The organism is Streptomyces sp. NPDC053542, from assembly GCF_044544685.1.
GTDB lineage: Bacteria > Actinomycetota > Actinomycetes > Streptomycetales > Streptomycetaceae > Streptomyces.
Genome location: NZ_JBITXL010000004.1, coordinates 78,440 through 103,714 on the forward strand (window position 1 = coordinate 78,440; position 25,275 = coordinate 103,714).

The following is a 25,275-nucleotide window of genomic DNA, read 5'->3' on the forward strand; positions in this document are numbered from 1 at the left end:
GGTGTGCACCTTACCCGATGGCGCGGCGGAGCAGCTTTTTCAGTGCGGCGTCGAAGGCTCCGGGCCGCTCCAGGTTCGGCAGGTGGGCGGCGCCTTCGATGACCGCGAGATCGCTGTCCGGGAGACGGTCGTGCAGGTACTGGGCGTCGGCGAGCGGCGTGTAGGTGTCCTCGCTGCCGACCACGACGAGGGCGGGGACGGTGATCCGGGGGAGCAGCGCCGTGTAATCGGGGCGCTCGGCCCGGCCCCGTAGGGCGGCGGCCGCCCCTTCGGGGGACGTGCCGCGCATCATCCGGCGGACGTGCGCGGCCACGTCGGGGCGGTCGGCGATGGTCCTCGGCGCGATCATCTTGTCCAGCACCTCGTCGGCGTACGGGGCCAGGCCCTCGCGCAGCAGCCGGTCCGCCATGGCGTTCCGCCACTCCTTGCCGGCCGCGGTCTCGGCCGGGGCCGAGGTGTCGGCGAGCAGGAGACCCCGTACCCGCCCGGGGAAGAGGCGGCAGAAGTCCAGCGCGATCTGGCCGCCCATGGACAGCCCGCCGAGGATCACCGGTCCGGTGACGCCCAGGTGGTCCAGGAGGGCCGCGAGGTCGCGGGAGAAGTCCGCGAGCCCGTCGAGCGGGCCACTGGTGGCCGGGGAAGCGCCGTATCCGCGCAGGTCGGGGACGATGACGCGGTACCCGCTGCCGGCCAGGAGCGCGGCTTGCGGTGCCCACATCGTCCGGTCGAAGGGGTGGCCGTGCACCAGGAGCACCGGCGGCCCCTCGCCCCGGTCCTCGTACGCGATCCGTACACCGCCGTTCAGCTCCGCGACGCCCATGGCAACTCGCCCCTCCCGTATGCCCGTTGAGGCGTCCACCGTGGGGTGCGCCTCTTGACGGCTCGATGCTATGGGCCGCACAATCTCGGTGCAATAAAAATATTGCTCTCGGTGCAATCTGGGGGATTCGTATGGCCGACACGGACGACTATCTGCGCATCGCCGACGACGTCGCCGCCGACATCGCCGCGGGGCGGCTGCGGCCCGGCGACCGGCTCGCGACCCAGCGCGCCTTCGCCCGTACGCGCGGCATCGCCAACTCCACCGCGCACCGCGTCTACCGCGAGCTGGCCCGACGCGGCCTGACCGTCGGCGAGGTCGGCCGCGGCACCTTCGTGCGCGCCGCCCAGCACGCTCCCGGCCCCGCGCTCGCCGAGCCCGCGGCGCCGGACGCCGGGACCCGCGTCAACCTGGAGCTGAACTACCCGGTCGTGCCCGAGCAGGCCGCGCTGCTCGCCGGGGGGATGGCCCCGCTGCTCCGCCCGGACGCGCTCGACGCGGCCCTGCGGCCCATCGGTCCGGCCGGGCACCCGGCAGCCCGGGCGGCGGCCGCCGCGCTCCTCGCCCGTACCGGCTTCGCCCCGGACCCCGACCGCGTCCTCTTCGCGGGCAACGGGCGGCACGCGGTGGCCGGGGCGGTGGCCGCGCTGGTCCCGCCGGGCGGCCGCCTCGGCGTCGAGGCGTACACGTATCCGCTGGTCAAGGCCATCGCGGCGCGGATCGGGGTGACGCTCGTGCCGCTCGCCATGGATGCCGACGGGCTGCGTCCCGATGCGGTGCGGGCCGCTCACCGCTCGGCGCCGCTGCACGCGGTCTACCTCCAGCCCACGCTGCACAATCCGCTCGGCGTGACCATGCCGGCCCCGCGCCGCGTCGAGCTGTCCGACACCCTCCGCGAGCTGGACCTGTGGGCCGTGGAGGACGCGATCTGGTCGTTTCTGCACGAAGATCCGGTCCCGCCGGCGCCGGCCGCTCCGCAGGCCGGGCCGGCTGCGTCACAGGCCGGCCCGGTCCCGCCGCCCCCGCTCGCCGCCCTGGCCCCCGAGCGGACCGTGCTCGTCGACAGCCTCTCCAAGCGGCTGGCTCCGGGGCTGACCGTCGGCCTCGTGCTTCCGCCCGCCGCCCGCCGGGACGCCGTCGCGTCCGCGCTGCGTTCCGGTGGCTGGACCGCCACCGGCTTCGCGCTGGAGGCCGTGACCCGCTGGCTGGCCGACGGCACGGTGGACCGCATCGTGCGGGCCAAGCGCCGGGACGCGGCGGAGCGGCAGGCCCTGATCCGCAAGCACCTCGGCGGATTCGCCGTCAGCGCCGACCCGCGCTCCTATTTCGCCTGGTGGGAGCTGCCGGAGGGGTGGCGCGCCGAGAGCTTCCTCGCGGCCGCCGCGCGGCGCGGCATCGCGGTCACCCCGGGCACCGCCTTCGCGGTGGCCCCCGAGGGCGCGCAGGGCACGGCGCCCGCGCCGCACGCCGTACGCCTGGCCCTGGCGGGCGCGCCGCCGGACCTGCTGCCGTACGCGCTCACCACCCTGGCGGCGGTGGCGCGCGGCACCCCGGAGGACGCGTTCCCGGAGTGAGCCGCGAGGGTTCCGGGGGCGGCGCGTCCCCTGTGTGCCGCTGTGTACCGCGTCTCATACTGCGGTCGGCGTACTGGACGGGCGTGAAGACCCCGTAATGTTGACGAGGTGACCGTGAACGCTGAAATCCACGCCGGTGGCAACACCTGGCGAGACCTGCCCGCGGCGCAGCAGCCTGACTGGCCGGACCAAGAGGCTCTGCGCGATGTGATCGCGGAGCTCGAGTCCTATCCGCCGCTCGTCTTCGCGGGCGAGTGCGACCAGCTGCGTGAGCGCCTGGGAGCCGTCGCCCGTGGCGAGGCGTTCCTGCTGCAGGGCGGCGACTGCGCCGAGGCGTTCGACGCGGTATCGGCCGAGCACATCCGCAACAAGCTCAAGACGCTGCTCCAGATGGGCGCCGTCCTCACGTACGCCGGGTCCGTGCCCGTCGTCAAGGTCGGCCGGATCGCCGGCCAGTACAGCAAGCCGCGCTCCAAGCCGACCGAGACCCGCGACGGCGTGACCCTGCCGACGTACCGCGGCGACTCCGTCAACGGCTTCGAGTTCACCGAGGCGGCCCGCATCCCGGACCCCCAGCGGCTGAAGCGGATGTACCACGCCTCCGCCGCGACGCTGAACCTCGTGCGCGCCTTCACCACCGGCGGCTACGCGGACCTGCGCCAGGTGCACGCCTGGAACCAGGACTTCGTGAAGTCCTCGCCCTCGGGGCAGCGCTACGAGGCGCTGGCGCGTGAGATCGACCGGGCGCTGAACTTCATGAACGCCTGCGGGGTGGACCCGGAGGAGTTCAAGACCGTCGAGTTCTTCGCCTCGCACGAGGCGCTGGTGCTGGACTACGAGACGGCGCTGACCCGTACGGACTCCCGTACCGGCAAGCTGTACGACGTCTCCGGCCACATGCTGTGGATCGGCGAGCGGACCCGGCAGCTGGACCACGCGCACATCGAGTTCGCGTCGCAGGTGCGCAACCCGATCGGCGTGAAGCTGGGCCCGACGACGACGCCCGAGGACGCCCTCGCGCTGATCGACCGGCTGGACCCGGACCGCGAGCCGGGCCGGCTGACCTTCATCACCCGAATGGGCGCGGACAAGATCCGCGACAAGCTCCCCACCCTGGTGGAGAAGGTCACCGCTTCGGGCGCGCAGGTCGCGTGGATCACCGACCCGATGCACGGCAACACCTACGAGGCGGCCTCCGGCCACAAGACGCGCCGCTTCGACGACGTGCTGGACGAGGTCAAGGGCTTCTTCGAGGTCCACAAGGCGCTCGGCACGCACCCGGGCGGCATCCACGTCGAGCTGACCGGTGACGACGTCACGGAGTGCGTGGGCGGTGGCGACGAGATCTTCGTCGACGACCTGCACCAGCGGTACGAGACGGCCTGCGACCCCCGGCTGAACCGCAGCCAGTCGCTGGACCTGGCATTCCTGGTCGCGGAGATGTACCGGGACCAGTAGACGGGCGCGTAGACGCGAAGTGGGGCGCGGATCCTGTGATCCGCGCCCCACTGCGTTGTTAAGCGCCCGCCATGGCGGGTAAGGTAAGGGTAACCTCACTCAAGATCATCCGAAGCTACGGGAAAGGTACGGGGGTGAACCGCGTGTACGTCTGCTCGTGCTTCGGCATCACCGAGGAGCAGGTGCGTGAGCACGCGGGCACGGGCGCCTGCACGCCGCGCCAGATCGCCTCCGCCTGCAAGGCCGGCACCGACTGCGGCGGCTGTGTGCGCCGCATACAGGCCCTCCTGGGCCGTGGCAGCTGCCCCCGCCGCGCGCTGATCGACCAGGGGGACGCGGCACCGCTGGCCGCCGATCCGGCGGACCCGGCAGTGGCCGGGACGTCCGTCGCCGAGCCGGTCGCGGCCGAGATCGTCGAGCCGCCCGCCCGGTACCCCGAAGCCGCCTGAGCGCTCCCGCGGCCCGTCAGCTCGGCTGTTCGACGAGCTGCGCGATGTACAGCGGCTCCCCGAGCTTCTCCACGAGCTCCAGCTGGGTGTCGAGGTAGTCGATGTGATGCTCCTCGTCCTCGAGGATGCTCTCGAAAATATTGGCCGACGTGATGTCGCCCTTGTTCCGCATGACCTCGATGCCGCGCCGCAGCCGGTCGATGGCCTCGGCCTCGATCTGCCGGTCCGCCTGGAACATCTCGGTGACCGTCTGGCCGATGCGGACGTGGAAGAGCCGCTGGTAGTTGGGCAGACCCTCCAGGAAGAGAATCCGGTCGGTGAGGATCTCCGCGTGCTTCATCTCGTCGAACGACTCGGACCGGGTGTACTTGGCGAGCTTGGGCCACCCATTGTTCTCCTGCATCTTGGCGTGCAGGAAGTACTGATTGATCGCGGTCAGCTCGGCGGTCAGCTGCTCGTTGAGGAACTCGATGACCTCGGGGTCTCCCTGCATGACTGCGGGGCTCCTTCCACACGTCGACTGAACAGGTGCCGGGCATCCTTGCACCGGGGCGCGCGGAGCGTCCAGTAAGTGCACGCTTAGTGGGAGTTGCCCGAATCAGTCCCGCCCTGGTCATCAGCACCCCTTCCGGTCTGACACCATGGGGGCATGGGTCAGCCGGATAGCCGCGAAGAGGAGCCTCCACAGCTTCCTCCGGGGCAGCGTCTGCAGCGCGGATGGCCGGTCACGCACTACGGGCCCGTGCCCAAGTTCCGCCCCGAGCGCTGGGAATTCCGGGTGTTCGGCGCCACGGCCGACGGTGACAAGCACTGCTGGACGCACGAGGAATTCACCTCGCTGCCGTATGCGACCGTCGTCGCCGATATGCATTGCGTGACGAAGTTCAGCATGCTGGGTGCCGAATGGGGCGGGGTGTTGACGCGTACGGTGCTCGACCTGGCGCCGCCGGCCCCCGATGTCACCCATGTGATGGTCTGGGCCGAGTACGGATTCAGCTCGAACATGCCGCTGGCGGACTTCGCGGACGAGCGCTGCATCTTCGCCGGCCACCGGGACGGCGAACTGCTCACCGCGGAGCACGGCTTCCCCGTACGGCTCATCGTGCCGCACCTCTATGCCTGGAAGGGCCCGAAGTGGGTGCGCGGCATCGAGTACATGACGGCGGACCGCCGCGGCTTCTGGGAGGAGCGCGGCTACCACAACCTCGGTGACCCGTGGCGCGAGCAGCGCTACTCCTACCAGGAGGAGCCGGGCGACGGTCCGGAGCTCTGAGCCGTACCCCTGAGCCGCGTACCCCAGGGCGGTATCAGTGGTACTGGTGCACCACGGCGTGCCCCTTGCCGCGCCCGATCATCCACTTGTTGACGGGCGTGGTCACCAGGAACGCCAGGACCAGCGAGAACGCCAGCGCCCCCCAGAACAGCCACTCCGAGAGGTGCGCGTCCATCGCCCCCGGCACGAGTGCGATCACGCCGTTGTCGATGAGCTCCATGACCGCGATCGAGAGGGTGTCGGCGGCCAGCGCGACCCTGACGGCCGCCTTGAAGTCCAGGCCGGCCTTCAGGACGCCGCGCAGCGTGAGCGAGTAGCCGAAGAGGAACGCCAGGGCGATGGCGAGGATCATCGTCGGCACGTTGTGCCAGCCGAGCGCGGTGCCGATCACCATGCCGAGGATCTCGCCGATCGCGCAGCCGGTGAGGCAGTGCAGGGTGGCCTTGGCCGCCATGGCCCAGCCGGCAGGCGCGGGTGCCGTGTGGTGGTGCTCGCCGTGTACGTGGTGGTCGGCGTGTGCGTGCTGGTGCTGCATGGGAGCCCCCATCCAGAGGAAACGGTTCCTGCCGAGAGCAGGAACCGTATACCCCCCTGGGGTATTCCTCAAGAGATCTGCCCGGGTGTGTCCCCGCCGTCCCGCAGCTCCTTGAGGCGCGCCACGTCCGCCGCGTGGCCCTCCTTGCCGCCCGGGGTCTCGATGACCAGCGGCACGCCCGCGGTCGCCGGGTGCCGGAACAGCTCGCGGAACGGCTCGGCGCCGATGTGGCCGGAACCGATGTTCTCGTGGCGGTCCTTGTGCGCCCCGGCCACGTCCTTGGAGTCATTGGCGTGGATCAGCTTCAGGCGGCCCTCGCCCGCGACGTCCACCAGCTCGTCCAGCAGCGCCTTCGTGCCGCCGGGCGCCGCCATGTCGTGCCCGGCCGCGAACGCGTGACAGGTGTCCAGGCAGAGCCCCGCACGGGGGTGCCGGTCCAGCGCGTCCAGGTACGGCCCGAGATCCTCCGCCAGCGAGCACAGCGAAGCGCCCTGCCCGGCCGTCGACTCCAGCAGCAGCCACGGGTCGTCGTCGTGGGTCAGCTCGTCCAGCAGCGGCAGCAGGTACTCGTGCACCTGCGCCAGCGCCGTGGCGCGCTCCCGCCCGCCGGTCGCCGAGCCGGTGTGCACGACCACGCCGAGCGCCCCGATCTCCCGGCCGCGCCGCAGCGAGTGCCGGAGCGACTCCACGGACTTCTCGACCGTCACCGGGTTGTGCGACCCGAAGTTGATCAGGTACGGCGCGTGCACGTACGCGGGGATGTGCCGCTCCGCGCACGCCTGGCGGAACGCCTCGTCCTGCATCGGATTGCCGGGCGGCGTGGCCCAGCCGCGCGGGTTGGCGACGAAGACCTGGACGGACTCGCCGCCGATCTCCTGTGCGTACGGGATGCCGACCTTGGCGAGACCGCCGGCCACGGGGACGTGGCCGCCGACCGGATTGCGCTGCTGCGGGGAAGTGCTCACACCGTCAAGGGTGCCAGGCGGCCGGGCGCACCCGGCTGTCAGGTACGCCTCAGCCGCCGGGTGCGGCTTACAGCTTGCTGTCCAGGGTGATGGTGATCGTGCTGCCCTTCGGGGCGGTGTCGCCGGCGTCGACGGACTGGCTGTCGACCGTGTCCGTGGGGAAGAAGAACGGCTTCTTCACCTCGACCTCGAAGCCCGCGTCGGTCAGCGCCTGCTTCGCGTCGTCCACCTTCTGGCCCTCGACGTCCGGCACCTCGACCATCTGCGGCCCCTTGGACAGCGTGAGCGTCACCGTGTCGCCCTCGCCCAGCCGTTCGCCCGCCGCCGGGGACTGCCGCGCGACCGCGCCCTTGTCCTCCTCCGAGTACACCGGCGCCGCGGCGAACTTCACGTGGAAGCCCTCTTCCCGCAGCTCCGCCGTCGCGTCCGAGCGGTCGTCGCCGACCACGTCCGGCACGTCGATCGCGCTGCCGCGGCTGACGGTCAGCGCCACCGCCGTACCGGGCCGCCGCTTGGCCCCCGCGTCCGGGTCCGTACGGATCACCGAGCCCTTGGCCACCTCGTCGCTGAACGCCCTGCGCTCGGTCCCCGGGGTCAGCCCCTGGTCGCGCAGCTTGCGCCGGGCGTCGGCGACCGGAGTGCCGGACAGGTCCGGTACGGAGACGATGTCCGGGCCCTTGGAGAGGGTGAGGGTGACCGTGCCGGTGCCCCGGATGCGCTGCCCGTTCTCCGGGTCGGTGGAGATCACGTGGCCGCGCTCCACGGTGGAGCTGTACGCCCGCCGCACCTTCACGTCCAGGCCCGCGCCGTGCAGCGTCCGCTCGGCCTTGGCCTGCGTCATGTCCAGCACCGCCGGCACGGTCGTGAACTGGCCGGTGGTGACGTACCAGACGCCGGTGCCCACGAGCAGCGCGGCCAGCAGCGCAAGAACGACGACGAGCGTCCTGCGGCGCGGCGCCCGGGCGGTCTCCGCGCGCCGTGCCCCTGTGGGCAGCCGGTCCGTCTTCTCGTTAGTGGCCGGCGGCACCTCGAGGCGGGCGGTGTGGCCCGCCGCGTCGTCGGCGGCGTCGGCCGTCCCGGGGAGCGAGAGCTGTACCGCGGCCGCGCGCTGGATCACGCTCGTACGGTCCTCGGCGCCGGCCGGCCCGGTCGCGGCCTTCGCCTGCGGCGGCACCGCGTCCAGCTGCTCGTCCGTAAGCGCGGCGCGCGCATTACGGGCCAGCGCGAGCAGCGTGACCGCGTCCTGCGGGCGCACCTCGGGGTTGCGCGCGGTGGCCTCGACGACCAGGTCGTCCAGCTCGGGCGGCAGCCCCGGTACGAGCGCGGACGGCGCCGGCACGTCCTCGTGGAGGTGCTGGTAGAGCACTTGGGCCGGGGTGCCGCCGCCGTGCGGCTTGCTGCCGGTGAGCATCTCGTAGAGCGCCACGCCACAGGCGTAGACGTCCGCGCGGGTGTCCGCGCTGCCGTCCTCGATCTGCTCGGGCGCCAGGTAGGAGACGGTGCCCAGCACCGTGCCGGTGGTGGCCGTCGTATTCGTGTCGACCGCGCGGACCAGGCCGAAGTCGGCGACCTTGACCCGGCCGTCGTCCCCGATCAGCACGTTCTCCGGCTTCATGTCGCGGTGCACCATGCCCGCCCGGTGCGCCGAGCCCAGCGCCGCCAGGATCGGCTCCAGGATGTCCAGCGCGGCGCGCGGCTGCAGGGCGCCGCGCTCGCGCAGCACGTCCCTCAGGGTGCAGCCCGCGACGTACTCCATGGCGAGGTACACGTACGTGCCGTCGGTGCCCTGGTCGAACACGCCGACGACGTTCGGGTGCGACAGCCGGGCCACCGACTTCGCCTCCCGGATGAAGCGCTCGACGAAGGAGGCGTCGGCGGCCAGGGACGGGTGCATCACCTTCAGGGCGAGCACGCGGTCCAGCCGGGTGTCGACGGCGCGGTAGACCGTCGCCATCCCGCCGGTGGCGATGCGCGCCTGGACGCGGTAGCGGCCGTCGAGCAGCTGTCCGACCAGGGGGTCCTGAAGGGTGGTATCCACGGCAGACGAGTCTACGAGCAGCTGTCCACCGCCCTCATGCCCTCCGTGCCGTACGGGCCGGACTGCGGCCGAACGGTGACCGGCGGAGGGGTACTAACCGCAGGTCGGAGCGGTTCGGGGCGCCGGTGGCGGGCCTTCCGGCGCCCCTGGCCGAAAGCCTCAGAAGGCGGGCCGCTCCGGGTCCAGCTCGGCCATTCCTGCCGCGGGCGAGGACGCCTCGGCGAAGTGGCGGCGCGGGATGCGGCCCGCGCGGTGGGCCAGCCGCCCCGCCTCGACCGCGTGCCGCATGGCGTGCGCCATCAGGACCGGCTCCTGCGCCCTGGTGACCGCCGAGGCCAGCATCACGGCGGCGCAGCCCAGCTCCATGGCCAGCGCGGCGTCCGAGGCCGTGCCGGCGCCGGCGTCCAGGATGACCGGCACCCCGGCCCGCTCGGTGATCAGCTGGAAGTTGTGCGGGTTGCGGATGCCGAGCCCGGAGCCGATGGGGGAGCCCAGCGGCATGATCGCCGCACAGCCCACGTCCTCCAGCTTCCGCGCGAGCACCGGGTCGTCGTTGGTGTACGGCAGGACCGTGAACCCGTCGTCGACCAGCGTCTCGGCCGCGTCCAGCAGCTCCACCGGGTCCGGCAGCAGGGTCCGCTCGTCGGCGACGACCTCGAGCTTCACCCAGTCCGTGCCGAGCGCCTCCCGGGCCAGTCGGGCGGTGAGCACCGCCTCGCCCGCGGTGTAGCAGCCCGCGGTGTTCGGCAGCGTACGGATTCCGTGTCTGTTCAGTACGGAGAGCACCGAGCCCTGCACGGTCGGGTCCAGCCGCCGCATCGCCACGGTGGTCAGCTCCGTACCGGAGGCCAGCAGCGCGCGCTCCATGATGTCCAGGCTCGGCGCGCCGCCGGTCCCCATGATCAGCCGGGACCGGAAGGCGGTACCGGCGATGACGAGCGGGTCGGCTTCGGGGGCCGCGCTCGGCGCCGCCTCAGGGGCGGCCGTCTCCTCGATGGTGTACGTATCGGCCATCTGTACGGATCAGCCTCCCTGGACTGCGGTGAGAACTTCGACGCGGTCCCCGTCGCCCAGTGGGGTCGCCGCCCACTGGCTGCGCGGGACGACCTCTTCGTTGACGGCGGCGGCGACCCCGCTGGCGGCGGTCGTCAGCGTGGCCACCAGCCGGTCGAGCGGCAGGCCGCCGGGGATCTCGCGCGGCTCGCCGTTCACGGAGACGGTCACGGGCGCGGCAACGGGGGCGGCGGGATCGGGTGCCTTCGAGGCGGTCATGCGGTCTGCTCCTGAAGTACGGCGCGCTGCGGCGCCGGAACGGGGGAAGAGGCGGCCGCGGGCCCGAAGCGCAGCGGCGTGAAGGGCCGCGCCTCCTCGGGCAGCGCGCCGGTGGTCAGCGCGTGGGCCATGACGTCGCCGGTCACCGGGGTGAGCAGCACACCGTTGCGGAAGTGGCCCGTGGCGAGCAGGAGGCCGGGCAGCGCGGTGGGGCCCAGCAGCGGCGCGTTGTCGGGCGACCCGGGGCGCAGCCCGGCGATCGTCTCGGTCAGCGGCAGCTCGGTGATGCCCGGCACCAGCTCGTGCGCGTCGCGCAGCAGCTCGTAGACGCCGCCCGCGGTCACCGTGGTGTCCCAGCCCAGCTCCTCGCTGGTGGCGCCGACGACCATGTCGCCGTTCTCGCGCGGCACCAGGTAGAGCGGTCCGCCGCGCACCACGGCGCGCACGGTGCGGGAGAGGAACGGGCCGTACGCGGCGGGAATCCTCAGCCGCAGCACCTGGCCCTTGACCGGCCGGACCGGCGGCCGTACGTGCTCGGGCACCCCGGCCAGCCGCCCGCTGAAGCTGCCCGCCGCCAGCACGACCTGCCCGGCCGGCAGCGCCGTGCCGTCCGCCAGCTCGATGCCGGTGGCCCGGTCCCCGGCCACGGTCAGCCGCCCGGCCCGCTCCCGTACGAACTCCACCCCGGCCCGCTCGCAGGCCGCCAGAAGGGCCGTGGCGAGCCGTCGCGGGTCGATCTGGTGGTCACCGTCCACCCGCAGCCCGCCGCGCACGCCCGGCGCGAGCATCGGTTCGAGCTTCCGGCACTCGCGGCCGGTCAGCCATTCCGATTCCAGGCCGCAGCGGCGCTGCAGCGCATGCAGCTCCCGCAGATGGGCGCGGTCGTCGGCGTCCAGGGCCACGGCGAGCGTGCCGCACCGCCGGTGCCCCAGATCCTGGCCGCTCGCCTCGGCCAGCTCGGCGGCGAACGCCGGATAGCGCGCAGCGGAGTCGAGATTCAGCCCCAGGAGCGTTTCCTCGCCGTAGTGCAGCTCCGTGACGGCGGCCAGCATGCCGGCCGCGACGCGCGCCGCGCCGCCGCCCGGCTCGGGGTCCACGACGGCGGTGCGCAGGCCCCGCTGGGCCGCCCGCCAGGCCGTCACGAGCCCCATGAGACCGCCCCCGACGATCACCGCGTCGGGCCGCCCGGCAGCTGTCTCCGCCGGTGTACGTGCAGGTGGATGCATGGGCTTCCAGCCCCTCCCTTCGCCGGCATGACCCGGATCAGGTTCGTACGGTCGGAGGCCGCCGCAGCCTCCCTCTCAGCCCGGTGCGTCCGGGCTCCCGCGAGTACAAGTGCCGTCAGAGTAGTACGCGTGACCGACGCACGGTAAGGGTGCTCTGCGCGGCCGGAGCGTGACCCTGTGTCAGAGATCTCGTCGCGCGGTGCTGAGTCCGGCCAGGGGGTGCGTCCTAGAGTGATCGAGTGAGCCAGCAGAGCAAGTACTCGCGGACCCCCGACCGCTCGCGCCGCGTCGTCATCGCCGGCGCGGGGATGGCGGGCGTGCAGACCGCCGTTGCCCTGCGCGAACAGGGCTGGCGCGGCACGATCACCCTGCTCGGCGCCGAACCGCACCCGCCCTACGACCGGCCGCCGCTCTCCAAGGCGGTGCTGCTCGGCAAGGCGGACGGCTCGGCCTTCGACGTCGACTTCGCCTCCCTGGCGATCGAGCTGGAGCTCGGCAGGGCCGTCACCGGACTCGACGCCGACGCCCATGAGGTGCTGACCGAGACCGGCCCGGTGCACTACGACCGGCTGGTCATCGCCACCGGGGCGGAGGCGATGACCCTCCCGGGCAGCGAGGGCGTACCGGGTGTGCACGTGCTGCGCACCCTGGACGACGCCGAGCGGCTGCGCCCGGTACTGGCCGCGCAGCAGCGCGTCGTGGTGGTCGGTGCGGGCTGGATCGGCGCGGAGTTCGCCACCGCGGCCCGCGAGACCGGCTGCGAGGTCACCGTCGTGGAGGCCGCCGACCGCCCGCTGGCCGGCGCGCTGCCCGAAGAGGTCGCCGCCCACATGGCCCGCTGGTACGCCGACGCGGGCGCCACGCTCCGTACCGGTACCCGCGTCGCCGCCGTACAGGAAGGCGCCGTCCTGCTCGCCGACGGCACGTCGCTGCCCGCGGACGCCGTGGTCATCGGCATCGGCTCGCGCTGTGCCACGGACTGGCTGGCCGGCTCCGGTGTCGAGCTGTGCGAGGACCGCTCCGTACGGGCCGACGAGCGGCTGCGCACCTCGGTGCCCGATGTCTACGCGGTCGGCGACTGCGCCTCCTTCCCGTCCGCGCGCTACGGCCGCCGGCTCCTCGTGCACCACTGGGACAACGCCCTTCAGGGGCCGCGCACGGTCGCGACGAACATCGCGCGGTGCGAGGCGGAGGGCACGGTGTACGACCCGGTGCCCTATTTCTGGTCGGAGCAGTTCGGCCGGTTCGTGCAGTGCGCCGGGTACCACGGCGTCGCCGACGAGCTGGTCTGGCGCGGCGACCCGGCGAGCACGGCCTGGACGGCGCTGTGGCTGCGGGAGGGCGCGCTGGTGGCGCTGCTGGCCGTGGGGCGGCCGCGCGATCTGGCGCAGGGACGCAAGCTCATCGAGCGGAGCGCGCTGCTGGACCGGACGGCCGCGGCGGACGCCTCGGTGCCGCTGAAATCGGCTGCGGTGCAGGCGGTTTAGCAGCAGCGCGGCCACCGGCTGTGGCTGGTGGTGTGCACTGATGGCGATGCCCGGCTACCGACTGTCAGTGGGGGATGGCACGCTTGGGGTGTGACCGAGATTGACGCAAAGATCGATGGACTGGTTTCCGCCTGGCTCACCCTCCCCGACATCGCCGAGGAATTCGGCGTCGAGGTGACGCGAGTCCGGCAGCTGGTCAAGGAGGGCCAGCTGATCGCGGTGCGCCGCGGTGAGAACAGGGCCCTCCATGTGCCGGCCGAGTTCATCAAGGAAGGCAAGGTCGTCAAGGGCCTGGTGGGGACGCTCACGCTCCTCCGGGACGACGGCTTCACCGACGAAGAGATGCTGGAGTGGCTGTTCACCGCGGATGAGAGCCTGCCGGGGACGCCCGCGCAGGCGCTGCGCGAGAATCGCGGCACGGAGGTGAAGCGCCGGGCACAGGCGCTCGCCGTCTGACACACCCGCCACCACCGCCGCAACCGAAGGCGTACGGACCGGCCGGCCCGGTCCGTACGCCCCGTCTGGGGGAAGACCCGATGAGCACCGCACGACAAGCCCTGTCCGACGCCCGCCTCTACCTCTGCACGGGAGCCCGCAAGGAGCAGGGCGACCTGCCGCAGTTCCTGGACGCGGTGCTCTCCTCGGGCGTGGACATCGTGCAGCTGCGCGACAAGGGCATGGAGGCCGGCGAGGAGCTGGCGCACCTGGAGGTCTTCGCGGACGCCTGCCGGCGGCACGGCAAGCTCCTCGCGGTCAACGACCGCGCCGACGTCGCGCACGCCATCGGCTCCGACGTGCTCCATCTCGGACAGGGCGACCTGCCGGTCCCCGCGGCGCGCGCCATCCTCGGCGAGGACGTCCTGATAGGCCGGTCCACGCACGCCGAGGCAGAGGTGGACGCCGCCCTCGCCGAGCCGGGCGTGGACTACTTCTGCACGGGCCCCTGCTGGCCCACCCCGACCAAGCCGGGCCGGCACGCCCCGGGCCTGGACCTCGTGCGGTACGCCGCGGCGCAGCGCCCCGACCGCCCCTGGTTCGCGATCGGCGGGATCGACGCGGGCAATCTGGACGAGGTGCTGGAGGCGGGCGCCCGCCGGGTCGTGGTGGTGCGCGCGCTCACCGAGGCGTCCGACCCCGGCGCGGCGGCGGCCGAGCTGGCGAAGCGGATCCGCGCGTACGAGGCGTGACGCAGCGGCGCACGCCGTGTGATGCCCTGCGTACAGCGGGTCGCGGCGCCTCGGGCCGATGATCAGCGGTCTGACGTGAAGTGTCCGACTGGTGAACAGGAACCCGGCAAACCGGGTCATAGTGCCGGGCATGGTTGGGGGCCTGCCTGGCCGGTGGTTAACCTGCCGGTATGGCCCTAGGTACTGCTTCCACCAGGACTGACCGCGCGCGTACGGTGCGCGAACTGCTTGCTGAGGGCAAGCGGTCCTATTCGTTCGAGTTCGCCGCCCCGAAGACCGAGAAGGGCGAGCGGACCCTGTGGAAGGCCATTCGCCGCATCGAGGCCGTGGCCCCGACCTTCGTGTCGGTGACCTACGGCGCCGGCGGCACCTCCCGTGAGGGCACCGTCCGGGCCACCGAGCGGATCGCCACGGACACCACGCTCACCCCGGTCGCGCACCTGACCGCGGTCAACCACTCCATCGCGGACCTGCGCAACATCATCGGCCAGTACGCCGACGCCGGTATCCGCAACATGCTCGCGCTGCGCGGCGACCCGCCCGGCGACCCGATGGGCGAGTGGGTGCGCCACCCCGAGGGCATCGCGTACGCCGCCGACCTGGTCCGGCTGATCAAGGAGTCCGGCGACTTCTGCGTGGGCGTCGCGGCCTTCCCCGAGATGCACCCGCGCTCCACCGACTGGGACACCGACATCCGGCACTTCGTGGACAAGTGCCGTGCGGGCGCCGACTTCGCGATCACCCAGATGTTCTTCTACGCGGAGGACTATCTGCGCCTTCGTGACAGGGTGGCCGCCGCCGGTTGCGAAACGCCGATCATCCCGGAGATCATGCCGGTCACGAACGTCCGGCAGATCGAGCGGTTCGCGCAGCTCAGCAACGCGGCTTTCCCGCCCGAGCTGGCGGAACGCATCCTGGCCGTCAAGGACGATCCCGCGGCGGTACGCTCCATTGGTATCGAGTACGCCACGGAGCTGTGTGCACGCTTGACCGCCGAGGGCATTCCGGGGTTGCACTTCATTACCCTGAACCACTCCACGGCGACGCTGGAAATCTACGAGAATCTGGGTCTGCACCAGCAGACCTGACCACGGTGGCCCACAGCGGCGGAAACAGGGGCGTACATGGGCTGGACGATCCTCTACATCGCGTTCGGCATCGTGGCGCTCTGGCTGCTGAGCGAGGTACTGCTCCAGTACAAGGCCCGGCTGCGCTGGCGGCTGCTGGCCTTCTGCGGCTTCCTCGGCGTCGTCGTCGGCGTGATCCTGCCGTCCATCGTGGTCATCGCGGCCGGCGCGATCGCCTTCGCGGTGGGCCAGACCTACGTCACGCTCTCCTTCCGGCGCGGCTTCACGATGGGCTGGGCCCTCGAGGCCGGCCGGCCGCGGGTGAGCGGCAGACGGCGCTCGCGCGGCCGGGGGACCGCCGCCGGGCCGGCTCCGGAAGCCGCCGACGCGGCCGTCGGCCCAGCCGGCGGCCCGTTCCCGGACGACGACCGGTACGGCCCGCAGGAGGCCGGTGACGGCCACGGCGCCGACGACTACGGCACGCAGGCCGGATACGCCGGTGCCGCCGGCTACTCGCCCGACGCCGTCGCGGCCTCGTACACGGACGCCTACGACGCCCGCCCGGACGGCTACGCCGACCCGTACGGCGCGGACGCCACCCAGGCCGCGCCGGTCTACGCCCCGCAGCCGCTGCCCGACGAGACCGGCCAGTACGGCATCTACAGCACCGACGCCCGGACCGGGCAGCACCCGCAGGACCCCTACGGCGGCTACTACGAGCCCGCCGCCGCCCACGACGGCTACGCCGCCGATCCCTACGGCGGTTACGGCCACGCCGATCCGTACGCGGGCCAGGACCCGTACGGCGCGCCGTACGACCCCTACGCGCAATACCCGCCCGCCGACCCCTACGGCGGACAGGACCCCTACGGCCAGGGCGGCCAGGTCCCGCCGCAGTACGGCGCGGGCTACGACGGCCAGCACTACGGCGCGGGCCCGGAGACCCCGCCCGGCGGCGTCTGGGTCCCCCAGCAGCGCGCGGGCGACCTCCCGCCCGAACAGCCTCCGCACCAGCCCGAATACCAGCCGGAGCACCAGGGCTACGGCTATCCGCAGCAGGGGTACGACGGGCAGCAGTACCGGTACTGAGCCTTCGCCGGTGCGCGGCGCCGGTACTGAGGGCGCAGCCCCTGAGGGCCCAGCCCGGTCCGGCGCGCGCGTCGGACCGGCGCCGTGATCGTGCGCCGCGTCGGCCGGTGCCGTTACTGCGAGCCGCGCCAGTCGTCGCCGTTGACCACGAGGCCCGCCACCAGCGCGCCGGACATGCCCGCATGGGCCAGCCCGCCGCCCGGATGGGACCAGCCGCCGGCCGTGTAGAGGCCCGGTATCCGCGTACGGTTGGCCGGGCGCAGGGCCTGTCCGTCCAGCCCGGCCAGCGCGGGGCCGGGCACCCCGCCACCCCGCGCGCCGGTGTCGGCGGCGGTGTCCACCGGCGTCCGTATCTCCCGCCACAGGACACGTTTCCCCAGGTCCGGCACCGCGGTGGCGGCCGCCGCGACCACCCGGTCGGCGAACGCCTCGGCCACCCCGTCCGCCGTCCAGTCGACGCCTCCCGCGCCGCCCTCCGCGTGCGCCGGGACCGTCACCGTCAGCGTCACCGCCTCGTGGTCCGCGTCGGGCCGCTGCGCCGGGTCGTCGGGGCGCAGCACCGTCACCGTGGGCGCCTGCGGCAGCCCGCCGCCCCCGAAGACGCCGGTCAGCTCCGCCTCCCGGTCCGCGGCGTGCACGACCGTACGGTGCGCCGCGCCCGCCTCCCGGGCGCCGTGCAGCGCCAGCAGCACGCTGAACCGCCCGCTCGGCGCCGCCGGCGGCAGTACGTCGTCCGCGCCGCGCACCCGCCCGGCCGCGCCGGGGGAGTCGCCGGTCAGCCCGGCCAGCGTCCACGGGTCGACGCCCGCGACCACCATGTCGGCGTCCGTCACCCGCCCGTCGGCCAGCTCCAGCCCGGCCGCCCGGCCGTCCTTGACGACCAGCCGCCGCACCTCGGCCCCGAAGGTGAACTCCACCTTCCTGGCCAGGCAGCGCTCGTACAGCGCCGTGGCCAGCGCGCGCAGCCCGCCGCCGACGTACCACGAGCCGAAGGTCTGCTCCATGTACGGCAGGACCGTGGCGCTCGCGGGGGCGGTGCGCGGGTCGAAGCCGTACGCCAGTGCGTGGCTCTCCAGCAGCGCGACCAGCCGCGGGTCCTTCAGCTCCAGGGCCGCGACCTCGGCGAGGGTGCGCGCCGGGCGCCGCTTGAGCAGGCCCTTGCGGCCGACGGCCGGATACGGCTCGCGCCCCAGCACCTGCCAGTCGGGCCACAGCGGCTCCTCCAGCAGAGGCCGCCGGGTCCGGTCCCAGGCTTCCCGGGCGCGGACCAGCAGCGCGCTCCAGCGCTCGCCCGCGCCCGCGCCGAGCGCCCGGTCCAGCGCCTCGGTGACGCCGGCCCGCGAGGCGTTCGGCAGGGCGACGTCCGTGCCGTCGGGGAAGACATGGCGGCTCGCCGGGTCGACCTGGACCAGGTCCACGAGCTTCTCCAGCGGCTCGCGGCCGGTCTTGACGAACAGGTCGCGCTGCACGGCCGGGAGGTGCAGCAGCCCGGGTCCGGTGTCGAAGCCGAAACCGGCGCGCTCGAACCGCCGCAGCGAGCCGCCGTACGTCTCGCCGCGCTCCCACACCGCCACCCGGTGGCCCGCGACGGCCAGCCGGGCGGCGGCCGCCATCGCGCCCGTCCCGGCGCCGATCACCGCAATCCGTGCCATGTCCCAGACTTTATCGGCGACCACTGACAACGCCGCGGGGCGGCCTCCCGCCGCAGGCCGGAGCGGGTGCGGGCCTCGGGCCGCGGGCCCTGGCGGGCATGAAAAAACGCGCTGCCCTGGCGCGGATCGTTCCCCCTTCGACCCGACCAGGACAGCGCGTCCCCCCGTACTTCCCCCGTTCCACCGGGTTTCCCCGGATTCCCCCGTGCTTCCCCCGTTCCACCGGGTCTCCCCGGCTTCCCCCGTGCTTCCCCCGTTCCACCGGGTCTCCCCGGCTTCCCCCGTGCTCCCCCGTGGAGCGTGGAGCCCCGTTCCCCCGTGGCTCCCCCGTGGAGCCCCGTTCCCCCGGGCTCCCCCTGCCACGTCGGGGAGGCCGCACCGTTCCGCCGCCCCGTGTCGGCGGTACCGGCGCCGGCTTCCCCTCCGTGGTCTCCACTTTCCCGTCCGCGCAGGTCGCGGCCCATCCGCGTACCTACTCATCTCGCCTTCTGAGTACGTGTACTCAGGGCTGGGTGCTCATCCTCATCAGCCGAGGGCGGTACCGGCCCCGGCGCCGGCCCCGCCCGCGCCCTGATGGCCGCTCACCCGCCCCTGCAGGAGCCGGGAGAGCGCCGCGTGCACGTCGTCGATCGACCGGTCCGGCTGGAAGGACTGCCAGTCCAGCGCCGCCACCAGCACCATCCCGAACAGGGCGGAGGCCGTCAGCGGGATGTCGATCTCCTCGCTCAGCTCGCCGCCGGCCACCGCGTCCCGGATGACGTCGGCGACCACGGAGACGGCCCGTTCCCGCACCATCATCAGCGTGGAGTTCCACGTCCGGTTCGTGCGCCACAGCTCGGCCACGTACAGCTGGGTGAGCGCCGGGTACTGCGAGATGAAGTACAGCCCCGCGTGGATCATCGCATCCAGCGCGTCGACCCGGGAGCCGCCCCGCTCCGCCACCTCGTCGGCGGCGTTCTGGAGCGAGGCGGCCAGCATCTCCACGCCGTGCCGGAGCAGCTCTTCGAAGAGCACGTTCTTGCTGGCGAAGTTGTAGTAGACCGTGCCCTTCGCGACGCCCGCCCGTTCGGCGATCTCGTCCACCGTGGTGGAGGAGAAACCCTGTTCGGCGATGAGCGTCACCGCGGCCTCGAAGAGCTTGCGCCGAGTTGCCTCGCGACGCGTGTTGGAGCTGTCCATGGAGGCGATTGTGCCCCCTGCGGACGGCACCGCGGTGCGCGCGCTCACAGGCTGAGCTCCGGGTGCAGGTCCTTCATCCGTACGACCTGCCGGCCGCGCGCGGTCCACGTGGTGAGCGCGAGCGCGCCCACGGTGAAGCCCGCCAGCACGATGCTGCCCTGCCACACCGGTGTCAGGTCACCGCCCGTGATGAGGCGGCGCAGGCCCCCGACGATGTACGTCATCGGCAGGTACGGGTGCAGCGCATTGAAGAAGCCGGGGCTGGTCTGCACCGGGTACGTGCCGCCCGCCGAGGTGAGCTGGAGCATCAGCAGCGCCAGCACCAGGATGCGGCCCGCGGCGCCGAATTGCGCGTTCAGCCACTGCACGATCGCCGCGAAGCAGGCCGTGGCCAGCACCAGGAATCCGATCGTGCCCGCCGCGTTCACCATCTCCAGGCCCAGCCCGAAGTGCAGCACGGACATCAGGGCCGCGATCTGCAGCACCCCGATGGCGAACACCGGGAGCCAGCCGGACACCGCGGTCCGCAGGGCGCTCGCGCCGGCCGCCAGCGCCCGCCGGTTCAGCGGCTGGATCAGCATGTAGGCGACCATCGCGCCGACCCACAGGGACAGCGGAATGAAGTACGGGGCGAAGCCCGTCCCGTAGTTGGGCGCCTGGTGCGCCGAGCCCGAGGCGAGCTGCACCGGGTCGGACATCACACCCGTACGGGCGTCGCGCTGGTCCTTGTCGTAGTCCGGGATCTGCTTGACGCCGTCGTGCAGCCCGCCGGCCAGCTTCGCCGAGCCGTCGGACAGCTTGAACATGCCGCCGTTCAGGGTCTCGGCGCCGTTCTTCAGCTTGCCCACGCCCTCGTCCAGGTCGCCGGCGCCGGTCTGCAGCCTGCCCATACCGGTGTCCAGGTCGGCGCCGCCCTTCTTGGCGGTGCCGGTCCCCTTGTGCAGGTCGCCCGCTCCGGTGGCCAGCTTGTCGGCACCCGTGGCCACCGCGTGGGCGCCCTTGTTGAGCTCGTTGACCTGCTTGACGGCCGTGTCCAGGTCCTGGCCGAGCGTGGGGCCGTGTTCGGCCAGCGTGCTCGCGAGCCGGTGCACCTGGTCCAGGTCCCTGCCCAGCTGCGCCAGGTTCTTCTCGTTCTGGACCAGGCCGCTGACCTCCTCGGCCTTGTCGGCCGCGGCATCGGACTTGTCCCGCATGTCCTTGAGTTCGGTGCAGGACGGGTCGCGGTCCGTCAGCGCGCTCTCGCAGCGCAGCTTGTAGAAGGCCGCGACCTGGTTGGCCAGCCCCCGGGAGGCCGTGGCCCCGTCCGAGGCGGCCTTCGGCAGCTTGCCGAGGTTGTCCCGGATGGCCTGCGAGCCGTCGGCCACCAGACGCGCGGCGTCGCCGATCTCCTTGCCGTGCGCGTGCACGAAGGGACCCACGGCCTTGTTGGCCTCGTTCACCTTGTCGGCGAGCTTCTGGGTGCCCTCGGCCACCTGGCCCGCGCCCTTGGAGACCTGGCCGGCCCCCGTGTCCAGCCTGCCCGCCCCGGAGTCGAGGTCCTTCAGGCCGTTCGCCAGGTCGTGGCTGCCCTTCTTGGCGGCGTCGATCCCGTCGGCCAGGTCGCTGCTGCCCTTCTTTGCGGTGCCCAGGCCGTCCTTCAGGTCACCGGTGCCCTTCTTGGCCTTCCCGATGCCGCCCTTCAGTTCGGAGGCGCCGTCGGCGGCCTTCTGGGTGGCGTCGTGCAGGTCGGAGAACGACACGAAGATCTTGTCCAGGAAGCCGCGCGAGGACTTCGCGGACGCCGCGGCGCGCACCTCGGAGAAGACCGTCTTGGAGATCTGCCCGACGATGTAGTTGTTGGCGTCGTTCGTACGGACCTTCAGCTCGCCGGTTTCCGGGTGGTCGCCGGAGCTGGACGCGATCGACGTACTGAAGTCCGCGGGGACGGTCAGCGAGAGGTAGTACGTGCCCGACTCGACCCCCTTGGCCGCCTCGGCGGCGCTCACGGGGTGCCAGTCGAAGGTGTCGCTGTCCTTGAGGCCCTTGACGAGGTCGTCGCCGGCGTTGATGTGCTCGCCCTTCGCCGAGGCGCCCCGGTCGGTGTTGACCAGCGCGACCGGGATCTTGTCCAGGCGCGAGTACGGGTCCCAGAAGGACCACAGGTAGAGCGCCCCGTAGAGCAGCGGCAGCAGCAGGAGGGCCACCAGCGCGGCGCGCGGCAGCTTCCCCCTGCCGAACCGCTTCAGCTCAAGCGCGGCCAGCTTCGGCGAGCGCATCCGCCGCCCCCTCCTCGTTCTTGATGTTCTTCTCGGTGCCCGTCTCCGGGGCCGCTTCGGCCTCCGGATCCGGTCCGTCTTCCGGAGCCGCTCCGGCCTCCGGCTCCGCCGCCGGCGAGCCGGACTCCGGCTCGGGCCGCGGCTTCTCCGGGCGGCGCGCCGTGGAGACCACGAGCGCGTCCTCGGGCGCCTGGCTGCACACCGCCAGTACCGTCGTCCCGGCGGCGGCCAGCCCGCGCAGCAGCGCCCACGCCTGCGCGCGCTCCTCGTCCGACAGCTTCATGTCGGTGTCGTCGACGGCCAGCAGCCGCGGCGCACCGATGAGCGCCAGCGCGACCGACAGCCGCAGCGCCTCCAGCCGCTCCAGATCCCGTACGGATGTCCGTACGCCCTTGGGCAGCGTCTCCGGGTCGAGCCCGGCGGCCTCCAGCGCGGCGTCGATCCGGCCCCGGGCCTCGGCGCGGCGCTCGCGGCGCGGGCGCAGCAGGGCGCGTACCGGGCTGCCGAAGCGGCGCTGCAGCAGGGCGCGCTCGTGCAGGTGCTCGGCGACCGTGAAGGCCGGGTCGAGCTCGGCGACACCCGGTACGTGGGCCAGCGCCGTGACCGCCCGTACGGCGGCCATCTTCTTGGGCAGCGACAGGCCGCCCACCCGGGCCTTGCCCGCGGCGGTCTTCATGCGTCCGGTGAGCGCGAGCAGCAGACATGTGCGGCCCGAGCCGGACGGCCCCTCGATAGCGATCAGCGAGCCGGGTTCGGCCGCGATGTCGACGTCCTGGAACGCCCAGCCGCGAGGTCCCTTGACTCCGAGCCCCTGGGCCTTGACCGCCGCCCCGTGCGGGGTGCTGTCCACGTTCCCTCCCTCTTGAACTGACCAGTCAGTGCAAAAAGTATGCCGCATGGTGCCCGGGTGGGCGCAAGTCGGCCGCGGGGGAGCGTGACGTGATCTCGACTACAGGCAGAAAGTGCAGGTCAGGTCGATTGTCAGTGGTGTGCCTCACGATGGGTTGTGCGGTTCCGAGCCGTTATGCGACGACAGGAGGTTCGTCATGGCAACTCGTCCCACTGGGGCAGGTTCCGCTGCGTACGGTCCCCCGAGCGATGTCCATCCCGTCCTGCGCCGGACGGCCGCCCCGCCGGCCGCTCTCGACCTGCTGGCCAAGGCCCAGCGCGGCCTGGAAGAGGCGGCGTCCCTGGAAGCCCCCAATGAGCGCTTCGCGACGGCTCACCTCGCCGCTCTGCGCGCCGCCGCCGCGGTCCTGGCCGTACGGGGCCGGCCCGAGCCGACGCTCCGCCGCCGGCAGCGCATCCGCAGCGCCTGGGAGGTGCTGCCCGAGGTCGCGCCCGAATTATCGGAGTGGAGCGCCCTGTTCGCCGCCGGTGCCGAGCGCCGGGCCCGCGCCGAAGCGGGCATACCCGGGGCGGCCGGCCCGCGGGAGGTCGATGACCTCCTGCGCGCCGCCGCCCACTTCCTCCGCCTCGTCGAGCGCCTGCTGGCTCTCCAGCCCCTGCTCCCGCCGCCGCGGACGCGTGCCGGGTGATGTGCGTCGGGTGACCTGCATGGCGCGGCCCTCGGGTGGCGCGTCGGCCGGACTGACGCGTGCTGCCCGCGGCGGCATGGCCGAAAACAGCCTGGCCGAAAAGGGGCGGGCCGGAAGGAGGTGCCCGGAAGCAGGCCACTCTCGGGCGGTCACCGGAAATGCGCGGGTGTATTCCCCGCCCCCGTCATTCCCGGCCCGCCGCCCGCTGCCCGCTCTCCGCCCGTGGCCGCCGCCGGCTTCCGTGTTTCCCGCTTTCCGCGGAGTTCCCGCCCGCGCCTGTCTTTTCTTCTCCCGCGGGCCTTCTCCGTCCGGCCCGGCCCCGCCTTTTCCGTTCGGTGGAACGAAAGGGAATCACCGGGAAGCGCGCCTCGGCGCGGGGCGGCCGCAATCCGCCCGGGAAAGGCCCGGGCGGGCCGCCGGGCACGGTTCGGGCGTGCGCGGGCGTGGCGGAGGCCGCGCGACCCCATAGGGTGGGAGGCGCTATCAGTACATGCCCCCGCGAGGAGCCACCCGCCGTGTCTGACCCGCTGCGCCCGCGCGCATCCCTTCGTACCGCCGTGGTCTGGGAGGTCCTGAAGGACGCCCTGGAGCGCCGGGCCAAGGCCGCCGGGCGAGACGCCCTGGACGTCCTGGACACCGGTGGCGGCACCGGCAACTTCGCCGTGCCCGTCGCCCGGCTCGGCCACCGCGTCACGGTGGTCGACCCCAGCCCCAACGCGCTGTTCGCCCTGGAGCGCCGGGCGGGCGAGGAGGGCGTGGCCGACCGGGTGCGCGCCGTCCAGGGCGACGCCCACGGCCTCTTCGATGTCGTCGAGCGCAGCGGCTACGACGCGGTCCTCTGCCACGGCGTCCTCGAGTACGTCGACGACCCGGCCGAGGGCGTCCGCAACGCCGTCGAGGCGCTGCGCCCCGCCGGCACGCTGAGCCTGCTCGCCGCGGGCCTGGGCGGCGCCGTGCTGGCGCGCGCCCTGGCAGGCCACTTCACCGAGGCACAGCACGCCCTGAGCGACCCCGCGGGCCGCTGGGGCGACGGTGACCCGGTGCCCCGCCGCTTCACCGCCGAGCAGCTCACCGAGCTGGTGACCCGTACCGGCCTCGCGGTCGGCGCGGTGCACGGCGTACGGGTCTTCGCCGACCTGGTCCCCGGCGTGCTCGTCGACACCGAGCCCGGTGCCATGGAGGCGCTGCTGAAGCTCGAGGCAGCGGCCGCCGAGCTCCCCTCTTTCCACTCCGTCGCCACCCAGCTGCACGTCCTCGCCGAGCGCGGCTGACGGGCCGCGGCCGGCGCCGTGGCCGCCGCATCGGCGGGGCGCGCGCCGCGAGGCGAACGCCGACTGCCGGGTGCAGTCGGCCACAGGGCCCCCGATCAGCCGCTTCGCCCCGTATGATCGGAGGTACAACGTCCGGCATGGCGGGAGGGCGGATGGGGAATGCAGGGTGCATCACCATCGGCCACCATGGTGGCGCGGACAGTGAATTGGCGTAGAGGGGCGGGTTTCACGGGGGCGATTCCCTGCCTATCCTGAAAGGGTCGCACCCGGTCGCCCCCCGCGACCGACGAGTAGGAGGACTCCGTGCCGCTCTCGGAGCACGAGCAGCGCATGCTCGAGCAAATGGAGCGAGCGCTGTACGCCGAAGATCCCAAGTTCGCGACAGCGCTTGAGGGAAGCGGGCTGCGTACGTACACCCGGCGACGGGTCTACCAAGCGGTCGCGGGCTTCCTGGTAGGTATCGCGCTCCTCATGGCCGGAATGGTCGCGCAGCAGATCTGGATCAGCGTAGTGGGCTTCCTCGTGATGCTCGGCTGCGCGGTCCTGGCCGTCACCAGCTGGCGCAAGGCGCCCAAGCCGGGTGAGCAGCAGGCCGGAGCGGGGGCCGCCCGCGGCGGAGGCGGACAGTCACGCCGTACGTCCCGGCCGAAGCGCTCGATGATGGACCGCATCGAAGAACGCTGGCAGCGCCGCCGGGACGAACAGGGCCACTGAGCGCCCCAGCGCCCCGCCCCTGCGTCCCGGACCCTTTCGACGCCTGAGGCTTCTGAGAGCTGAGAGTGGTGGGGGGGGGGGGGGGGGGGGGGGGGGGGGGGGCGCCCCCCCCCCCCCCCCCCCCGCCCCCCCCCCCCCCGCCGGCCCCCCCCCCCCCCCCCCCCCCCCCCCCCCCCCCCCCGTACGCGACCGTGCGCGTCGCAGGAGCTTGCCGCGCGCGCCGGCC

Annotated in this window: 24 protein-coding genes and 1 riboswitch; of the genes, 12 read left to right on the forward strand and 12 right to left on the reverse strand. The window is 73.0% G+C overall.

Translation table 11 applies throughout. The annotated features are described in order from the left end of the window. Window positions 1-10: 10 nt before the first annotated feature. Window positions 11-820, reverse strand: a complete 810-nt coding sequence (locus ACIGXO_RS12045) for an alpha/beta fold hydrolase (protein WP_399784097.1) — start codon at window positions 818-820, stop codon at window positions 11-13. A gap of 131 nt (window positions 821-951) precedes the next feature. Between ACIGXO_RS12045 and ACIGXO_RS12050 the strand changes: the two genes are divergently transcribed. From ACIGXO_RS12050 to ACIGXO_RS12060, 3 genes are all read left to right on the forward strand, one after another. Continuing rightward, a complete protein-coding gene (locus ACIGXO_RS12050) occupies window positions 952-2,394 on the forward strand; it encodes a PLP-dependent aminotransferase family protein (protein WP_399784100.1) in 1,443 nt (480 codons plus the stop codon). A gap of 108 nt (window positions 2,395-2,502) precedes the next feature. Further along, the gene (locus ACIGXO_RS12055) at window positions 2,503-3,852 is read left to right on the forward strand and encodes a class II 3-deoxy-7-phosphoheptulonate synthase (protein WP_399784102.1); all 1,350 of its coding nucleotides are present in this window, start codon (window positions 2,503-2,505) and stop codon (window positions 3,850-3,852) included. Between the two features lie 143 nt (window positions 3,853-3,995). After that, window positions 3,996-4,301, forward strand: coding sequence for a bacterioferritin-associated ferredoxin (locus ACIGXO_RS12060; RefSeq protein WP_399785612.1), 306 nt, complete (start codon window positions 3,996-3,998; stop codon window positions 4,299-4,301). A 16-nt stretch (window positions 4,302-4,317) separates the two neighbouring features. Here ACIGXO_RS12060 and bfr read toward each other — a convergent pair whose 3' ends face one another. After that, window positions 4,318-4,794: a bacterioferritin gene (bfr, locus tag ACIGXO_RS12065; protein WP_399784105.1), complete on the reverse strand. Its 477-nt coding sequence runs from the start codon at window positions 4,792-4,794 to the stop codon at window positions 4,318-4,320. 156 nt (window positions 4,795-4,950) lie between these two features. On the opposite strand from bfr, the gene ACIGXO_RS12070 reads away from it, so the two are divergent. Beyond that, on the forward strand, window positions 4,951-5,574 hold the full coding sequence (locus ACIGXO_RS12070; protein WP_399784108.1) for a sulfite oxidase-like oxidoreductase: 624 nt from the start codon (window positions 4,951-4,953) through the stop codon (window positions 5,572-5,574). Between the two features lie 34 nt (window positions 5,575-5,608). Here ACIGXO_RS12070 and ACIGXO_RS12075 read toward each other — a convergent pair whose 3' ends face one another. From ACIGXO_RS12075 to thiO, 6 genes are all read right to left on the reverse strand, one after another. Next, entirely contained in the window at window positions 5,609-6,109 is a 501-nt protein-coding gene (locus ACIGXO_RS12075) for a DUF4396 domain-containing protein (protein ID WP_399784111.1), read from the reverse strand. Between the two features lie 68 nt (window positions 6,110-6,177). Continuing rightward, the gene (locus tag ACIGXO_RS12080) at window positions 6,178-7,074 is read right to left on the reverse strand and encodes a deoxyribonuclease IV (RefSeq protein WP_399784114.1); all 897 of its coding nucleotides are present in this window, start codon (window positions 7,072-7,074) and stop codon (window positions 6,178-6,180) included. Between the two features lie 67 nt (window positions 7,075-7,141). Then, window positions 7,142-9,112 carry a Stk1 family PASTA domain-containing Ser/Thr kinase gene (gene pknB, locus ACIGXO_RS12085; RefSeq protein ID WP_399784117.1) on the reverse strand — a complete coding sequence of 657 codons (1,971 nt, stop codon included), beginning with the start codon at window positions 9,110-9,112 and terminating at the stop codon, window positions 7,142-7,144. 159 nt (window positions 9,113-9,271) lie between these two features. Next, entirely contained in the window at window positions 9,272-10,126 is an 855-nt protein-coding gene (locus ACIGXO_RS12090) for a thiazole synthase (RefSeq protein WP_399784120.1), read from the reverse strand. Window positions 10,127-10,135: 9 nt separating this feature from the next. Continuing rightward, a complete protein-coding gene (gene thiS / locus ACIGXO_RS12095) occupies window positions 10,136-10,384 on the reverse strand; it encodes a sulfur carrier protein ThiS (RefSeq protein WP_399784123.1) in 249 nt (82 codons plus the stop codon). Continuing rightward, window positions 10,381-11,610 carry a glycine oxidase ThiO gene (thiO, locus tag ACIGXO_RS12100; RefSeq protein WP_399784125.1) on the reverse strand — a complete coding sequence of 410 codons (1,230 nt, stop codon included), beginning with the start codon at window positions 11,608-11,610 and terminating at the stop codon, window positions 10,381-10,383. The genes thiS and thiO overlap by 4 nt, the downstream gene beginning before the upstream one ends. Further along, window positions 11,608-11,721, reverse strand: a riboswitch (TPP riboswitch). (Overlaps the previous gene by 3 nt.) Window positions 11,722-11,918: 197 nt before the next feature. Between thiO and ACIGXO_RS12105 the strand changes: the two genes are divergently transcribed. From ACIGXO_RS12105 to ACIGXO_RS12125, 5 genes are all read left to right on the forward strand, one after another. Then, window positions 11,919-13,097, forward strand: a complete 1,179-nt coding sequence (locus ACIGXO_RS12105) for an NAD(P)/FAD-dependent oxidoreductase (RefSeq protein WP_399785615.1) — start codon at window positions 11,919-11,921, stop codon at window positions 13,095-13,097. 90 nt (window positions 13,098-13,187) lie between these two features. After that, window positions 13,188-13,553 carry an Rv2175c family DNA-binding protein gene (locus ACIGXO_RS12110; protein WP_399784127.1) on the forward strand — a complete coding sequence of 122 codons (366 nt, stop codon included), beginning with the start codon at window positions 13,188-13,190 and terminating at the stop codon, window positions 13,551-13,553. An 80-nt stretch (window positions 13,554-13,633) separates the two neighbouring features. Next, complete coding sequence (thiE, locus tag ACIGXO_RS12115; protein ID WP_399784129.1) at window positions 13,634-14,284, forward strand: thiamine phosphate synthase; 651 nt, start codon at window positions 13,634-13,636, stop codon at window positions 14,282-14,284. Between the two features lie 170 nt (window positions 14,285-14,454). Further along, a complete protein-coding gene (metF, locus tag ACIGXO_RS12120) occupies window positions 14,455-15,372 on the forward strand; it encodes a methylenetetrahydrofolate reductase [NAD(P)H] (RefSeq protein ID WP_399784131.1) in 918 nt (305 codons plus the stop codon). Between the two features lie 36 nt (window positions 15,373-15,408). Beyond that, window positions 15,409-16,440: a hypothetical protein gene (locus tag ACIGXO_RS12125; protein WP_399784133.1), complete on the forward strand. Its 1,032-nt coding sequence runs from the start codon at window positions 15,409-15,411 to the stop codon at window positions 16,438-16,440. Between the two features lie 113 nt (window positions 16,441-16,553). Here ACIGXO_RS12125 and ACIGXO_RS12130 read toward each other — a convergent pair whose 3' ends face one another. The 4 genes from ACIGXO_RS12130 to ACIGXO_RS12145 form a co-directional block, all read right to left on the reverse strand. Then, complete coding sequence (locus tag ACIGXO_RS12130; protein WP_399784134.1) at window positions 16,554-18,092, reverse strand: phytoene desaturase family protein; 1,539 nt, start codon at window positions 18,090-18,092, stop codon at window positions 16,554-16,556. 525 nt (window positions 18,093-18,617) lie between these two features. Next, window positions 18,618-19,271: a TetR/AcrR family transcriptional regulator gene (locus ACIGXO_RS12135; protein ID WP_399784136.1), complete on the reverse strand. Its 654-nt coding sequence runs from the start codon at window positions 19,269-19,271 to the stop codon at window positions 18,618-18,620. 44 nt (window positions 19,272-19,315) lie between these two features. After that, a complete protein-coding gene (locus ACIGXO_RS12140; RefSeq protein WP_399784138.1) occupies window positions 19,316-21,526 on the reverse strand; it encodes a YhgE/Pip family protein in 2,211 nt (736 codons plus the stop codon). Then, window positions 21,498-22,376 (reverse strand): ATP-binding cassette domain-containing protein, encoded by an 879-nt coding sequence (locus tag ACIGXO_RS12145; protein WP_399784141.1) that lies wholly within the window; start codon window positions 22,374-22,376, stop codon window positions 21,498-21,500. The genes ACIGXO_RS12140 and ACIGXO_RS12145 overlap by 29 nt, the downstream gene beginning before the upstream one ends. A 196-nt stretch (window positions 22,377-22,572) precedes the next feature. On the opposite strand from ACIGXO_RS12145, the gene ACIGXO_RS12150 reads away from it, so the two are divergent. The 3 genes from ACIGXO_RS12150 (at window position 22,573) to ACIGXO_RS12160 (ending at window position 25,049) form a co-directional block, all read left to right on the forward strand. Continuing rightward, entirely contained in the window at window positions 22,573-23,064 is a 492-nt protein-coding gene (locus ACIGXO_RS12150) for an SAV_6107 family HEPN domain-containing protein (protein ID WP_399784144.1), read from the forward strand. A gap of 515 nt (window positions 23,065-23,579) precedes the next feature. Beyond that, window positions 23,580-24,335, forward strand: a complete 756-nt coding sequence (locus tag ACIGXO_RS12155; protein WP_399784147.1) for a methyltransferase — start codon at window positions 23,580-23,582, stop codon at window positions 24,333-24,335. A gap of 303 nt (window positions 24,336-24,638) precedes the next feature. Beyond that, the gene (locus ACIGXO_RS12160) at window positions 24,639-25,049 is read left to right on the forward strand and encodes a DUF3040 domain-containing protein (protein WP_399784151.1); all 411 of its coding nucleotides are present in this window, start codon (window positions 24,639-24,641) and stop codon (window positions 25,047-25,049) included. The last annotated feature ends 226 nt before the right edge of the window (window positions 25,050-25,275 follow it).

Coding starts and splice junctions, on each gene's coding strand:
- ACIGXO_RS12045 (WP_399784097.1), bottom strand. CDS start 820: ATGGGCGTCGCGGAGCTGAACGGCGGTGTACGGATCGCGTACGAGGAC.
- ACIGXO_RS12090 (WP_399784120.1), bottom strand. CDS start 10,126: ATGGCCGATACGTACACCATCGAGGAGACGGCCGCCCCTGAGGCGGCG.
- ACIGXO_RS12070 (WP_399784108.1), top strand. CDS start 4,951: ATGGGTCAGCCGGATAGCCGCGAAGAGGAGCCTCCACAGCTTCCTCCG.
- ACIGXO_RS12105 (WP_399785615.1), top strand. CDS start 11,919: ATGGCGGGCGTGCAGACCGCCGTTGCCCTGCGCGAACAGGGCTGGCGC.
- ACIGXO_RS12075 (WP_399784111.1), bottom strand. CDS start 6,109: ATGCAGCACCAGCACGCACACGCCGACCACCACGTACACGGCGAGCAC.
- thiS (WP_399784123.1), bottom strand. CDS start 10,384: ATGACCGCCTCGAAGGCACCCGATCCCGCCGCCCCCGTTGCCGCGCCC.
- ACIGXO_RS12140 (WP_399784138.1), bottom strand. CDS start 21,526: ATGCGCTCGCCGAAGCTGGCCGCGCTTGAGCTGAAGCGGTTCGGCAGG.
- thiE (WP_399784129.1), top strand. CDS start 13,634: ATGAGCACCGCACGACAAGCCCTGTCCGACGCCCGCCTCTACCTCTGC.
- bfr (WP_399784105.1), bottom strand. CDS start 4,794: ATGCAGGGAGACCCCGAGGTCATCGAGTTCCTCAACGAGCAGCTGACC.
- ACIGXO_RS12135 (WP_399784136.1), bottom strand. CDS start 19,271: ATGGACAGCTCCAACACGCGTCGCGAGGCAACTCGGCGCAAGCTCTTC.
- ACIGXO_RS12125 (WP_399784133.1), top strand. CDS start 15,409: ATGGGCTGGACGATCCTCTACATCGCGTTCGGCATCGTGGCGCTCTGG.
- ACIGXO_RS12050 (WP_399784100.1), top strand. CDS start 952: ATGGCCGACACGGACGACTATCTGCGCATCGCCGACGACGTCGCCGCC.
- ACIGXO_RS12150 (WP_399784144.1), top strand. CDS start 22,573: ATGGCAACTCGTCCCACTGGGGCAGGTTCCGCTGCGTACGGTCCCCCG.
- metF (WP_399784131.1), top strand. CDS start 14,455: ATGGCCCTAGGTACTGCTTCCACCAGGACTGACCGCGCGCGTACGGTG.
- thiO (WP_399784125.1), bottom strand. CDS start 11,610: ATGCATCCACCTGCACGTACACCGGCGGAGACAGCTGCCGGGCGGCCC.
- ACIGXO_RS12130 (WP_399784134.1), bottom strand. CDS start 18,092: ATGGCACGGATTGCGGTGATCGGCGCCGGGACGGGCGCGATGGCGGCC.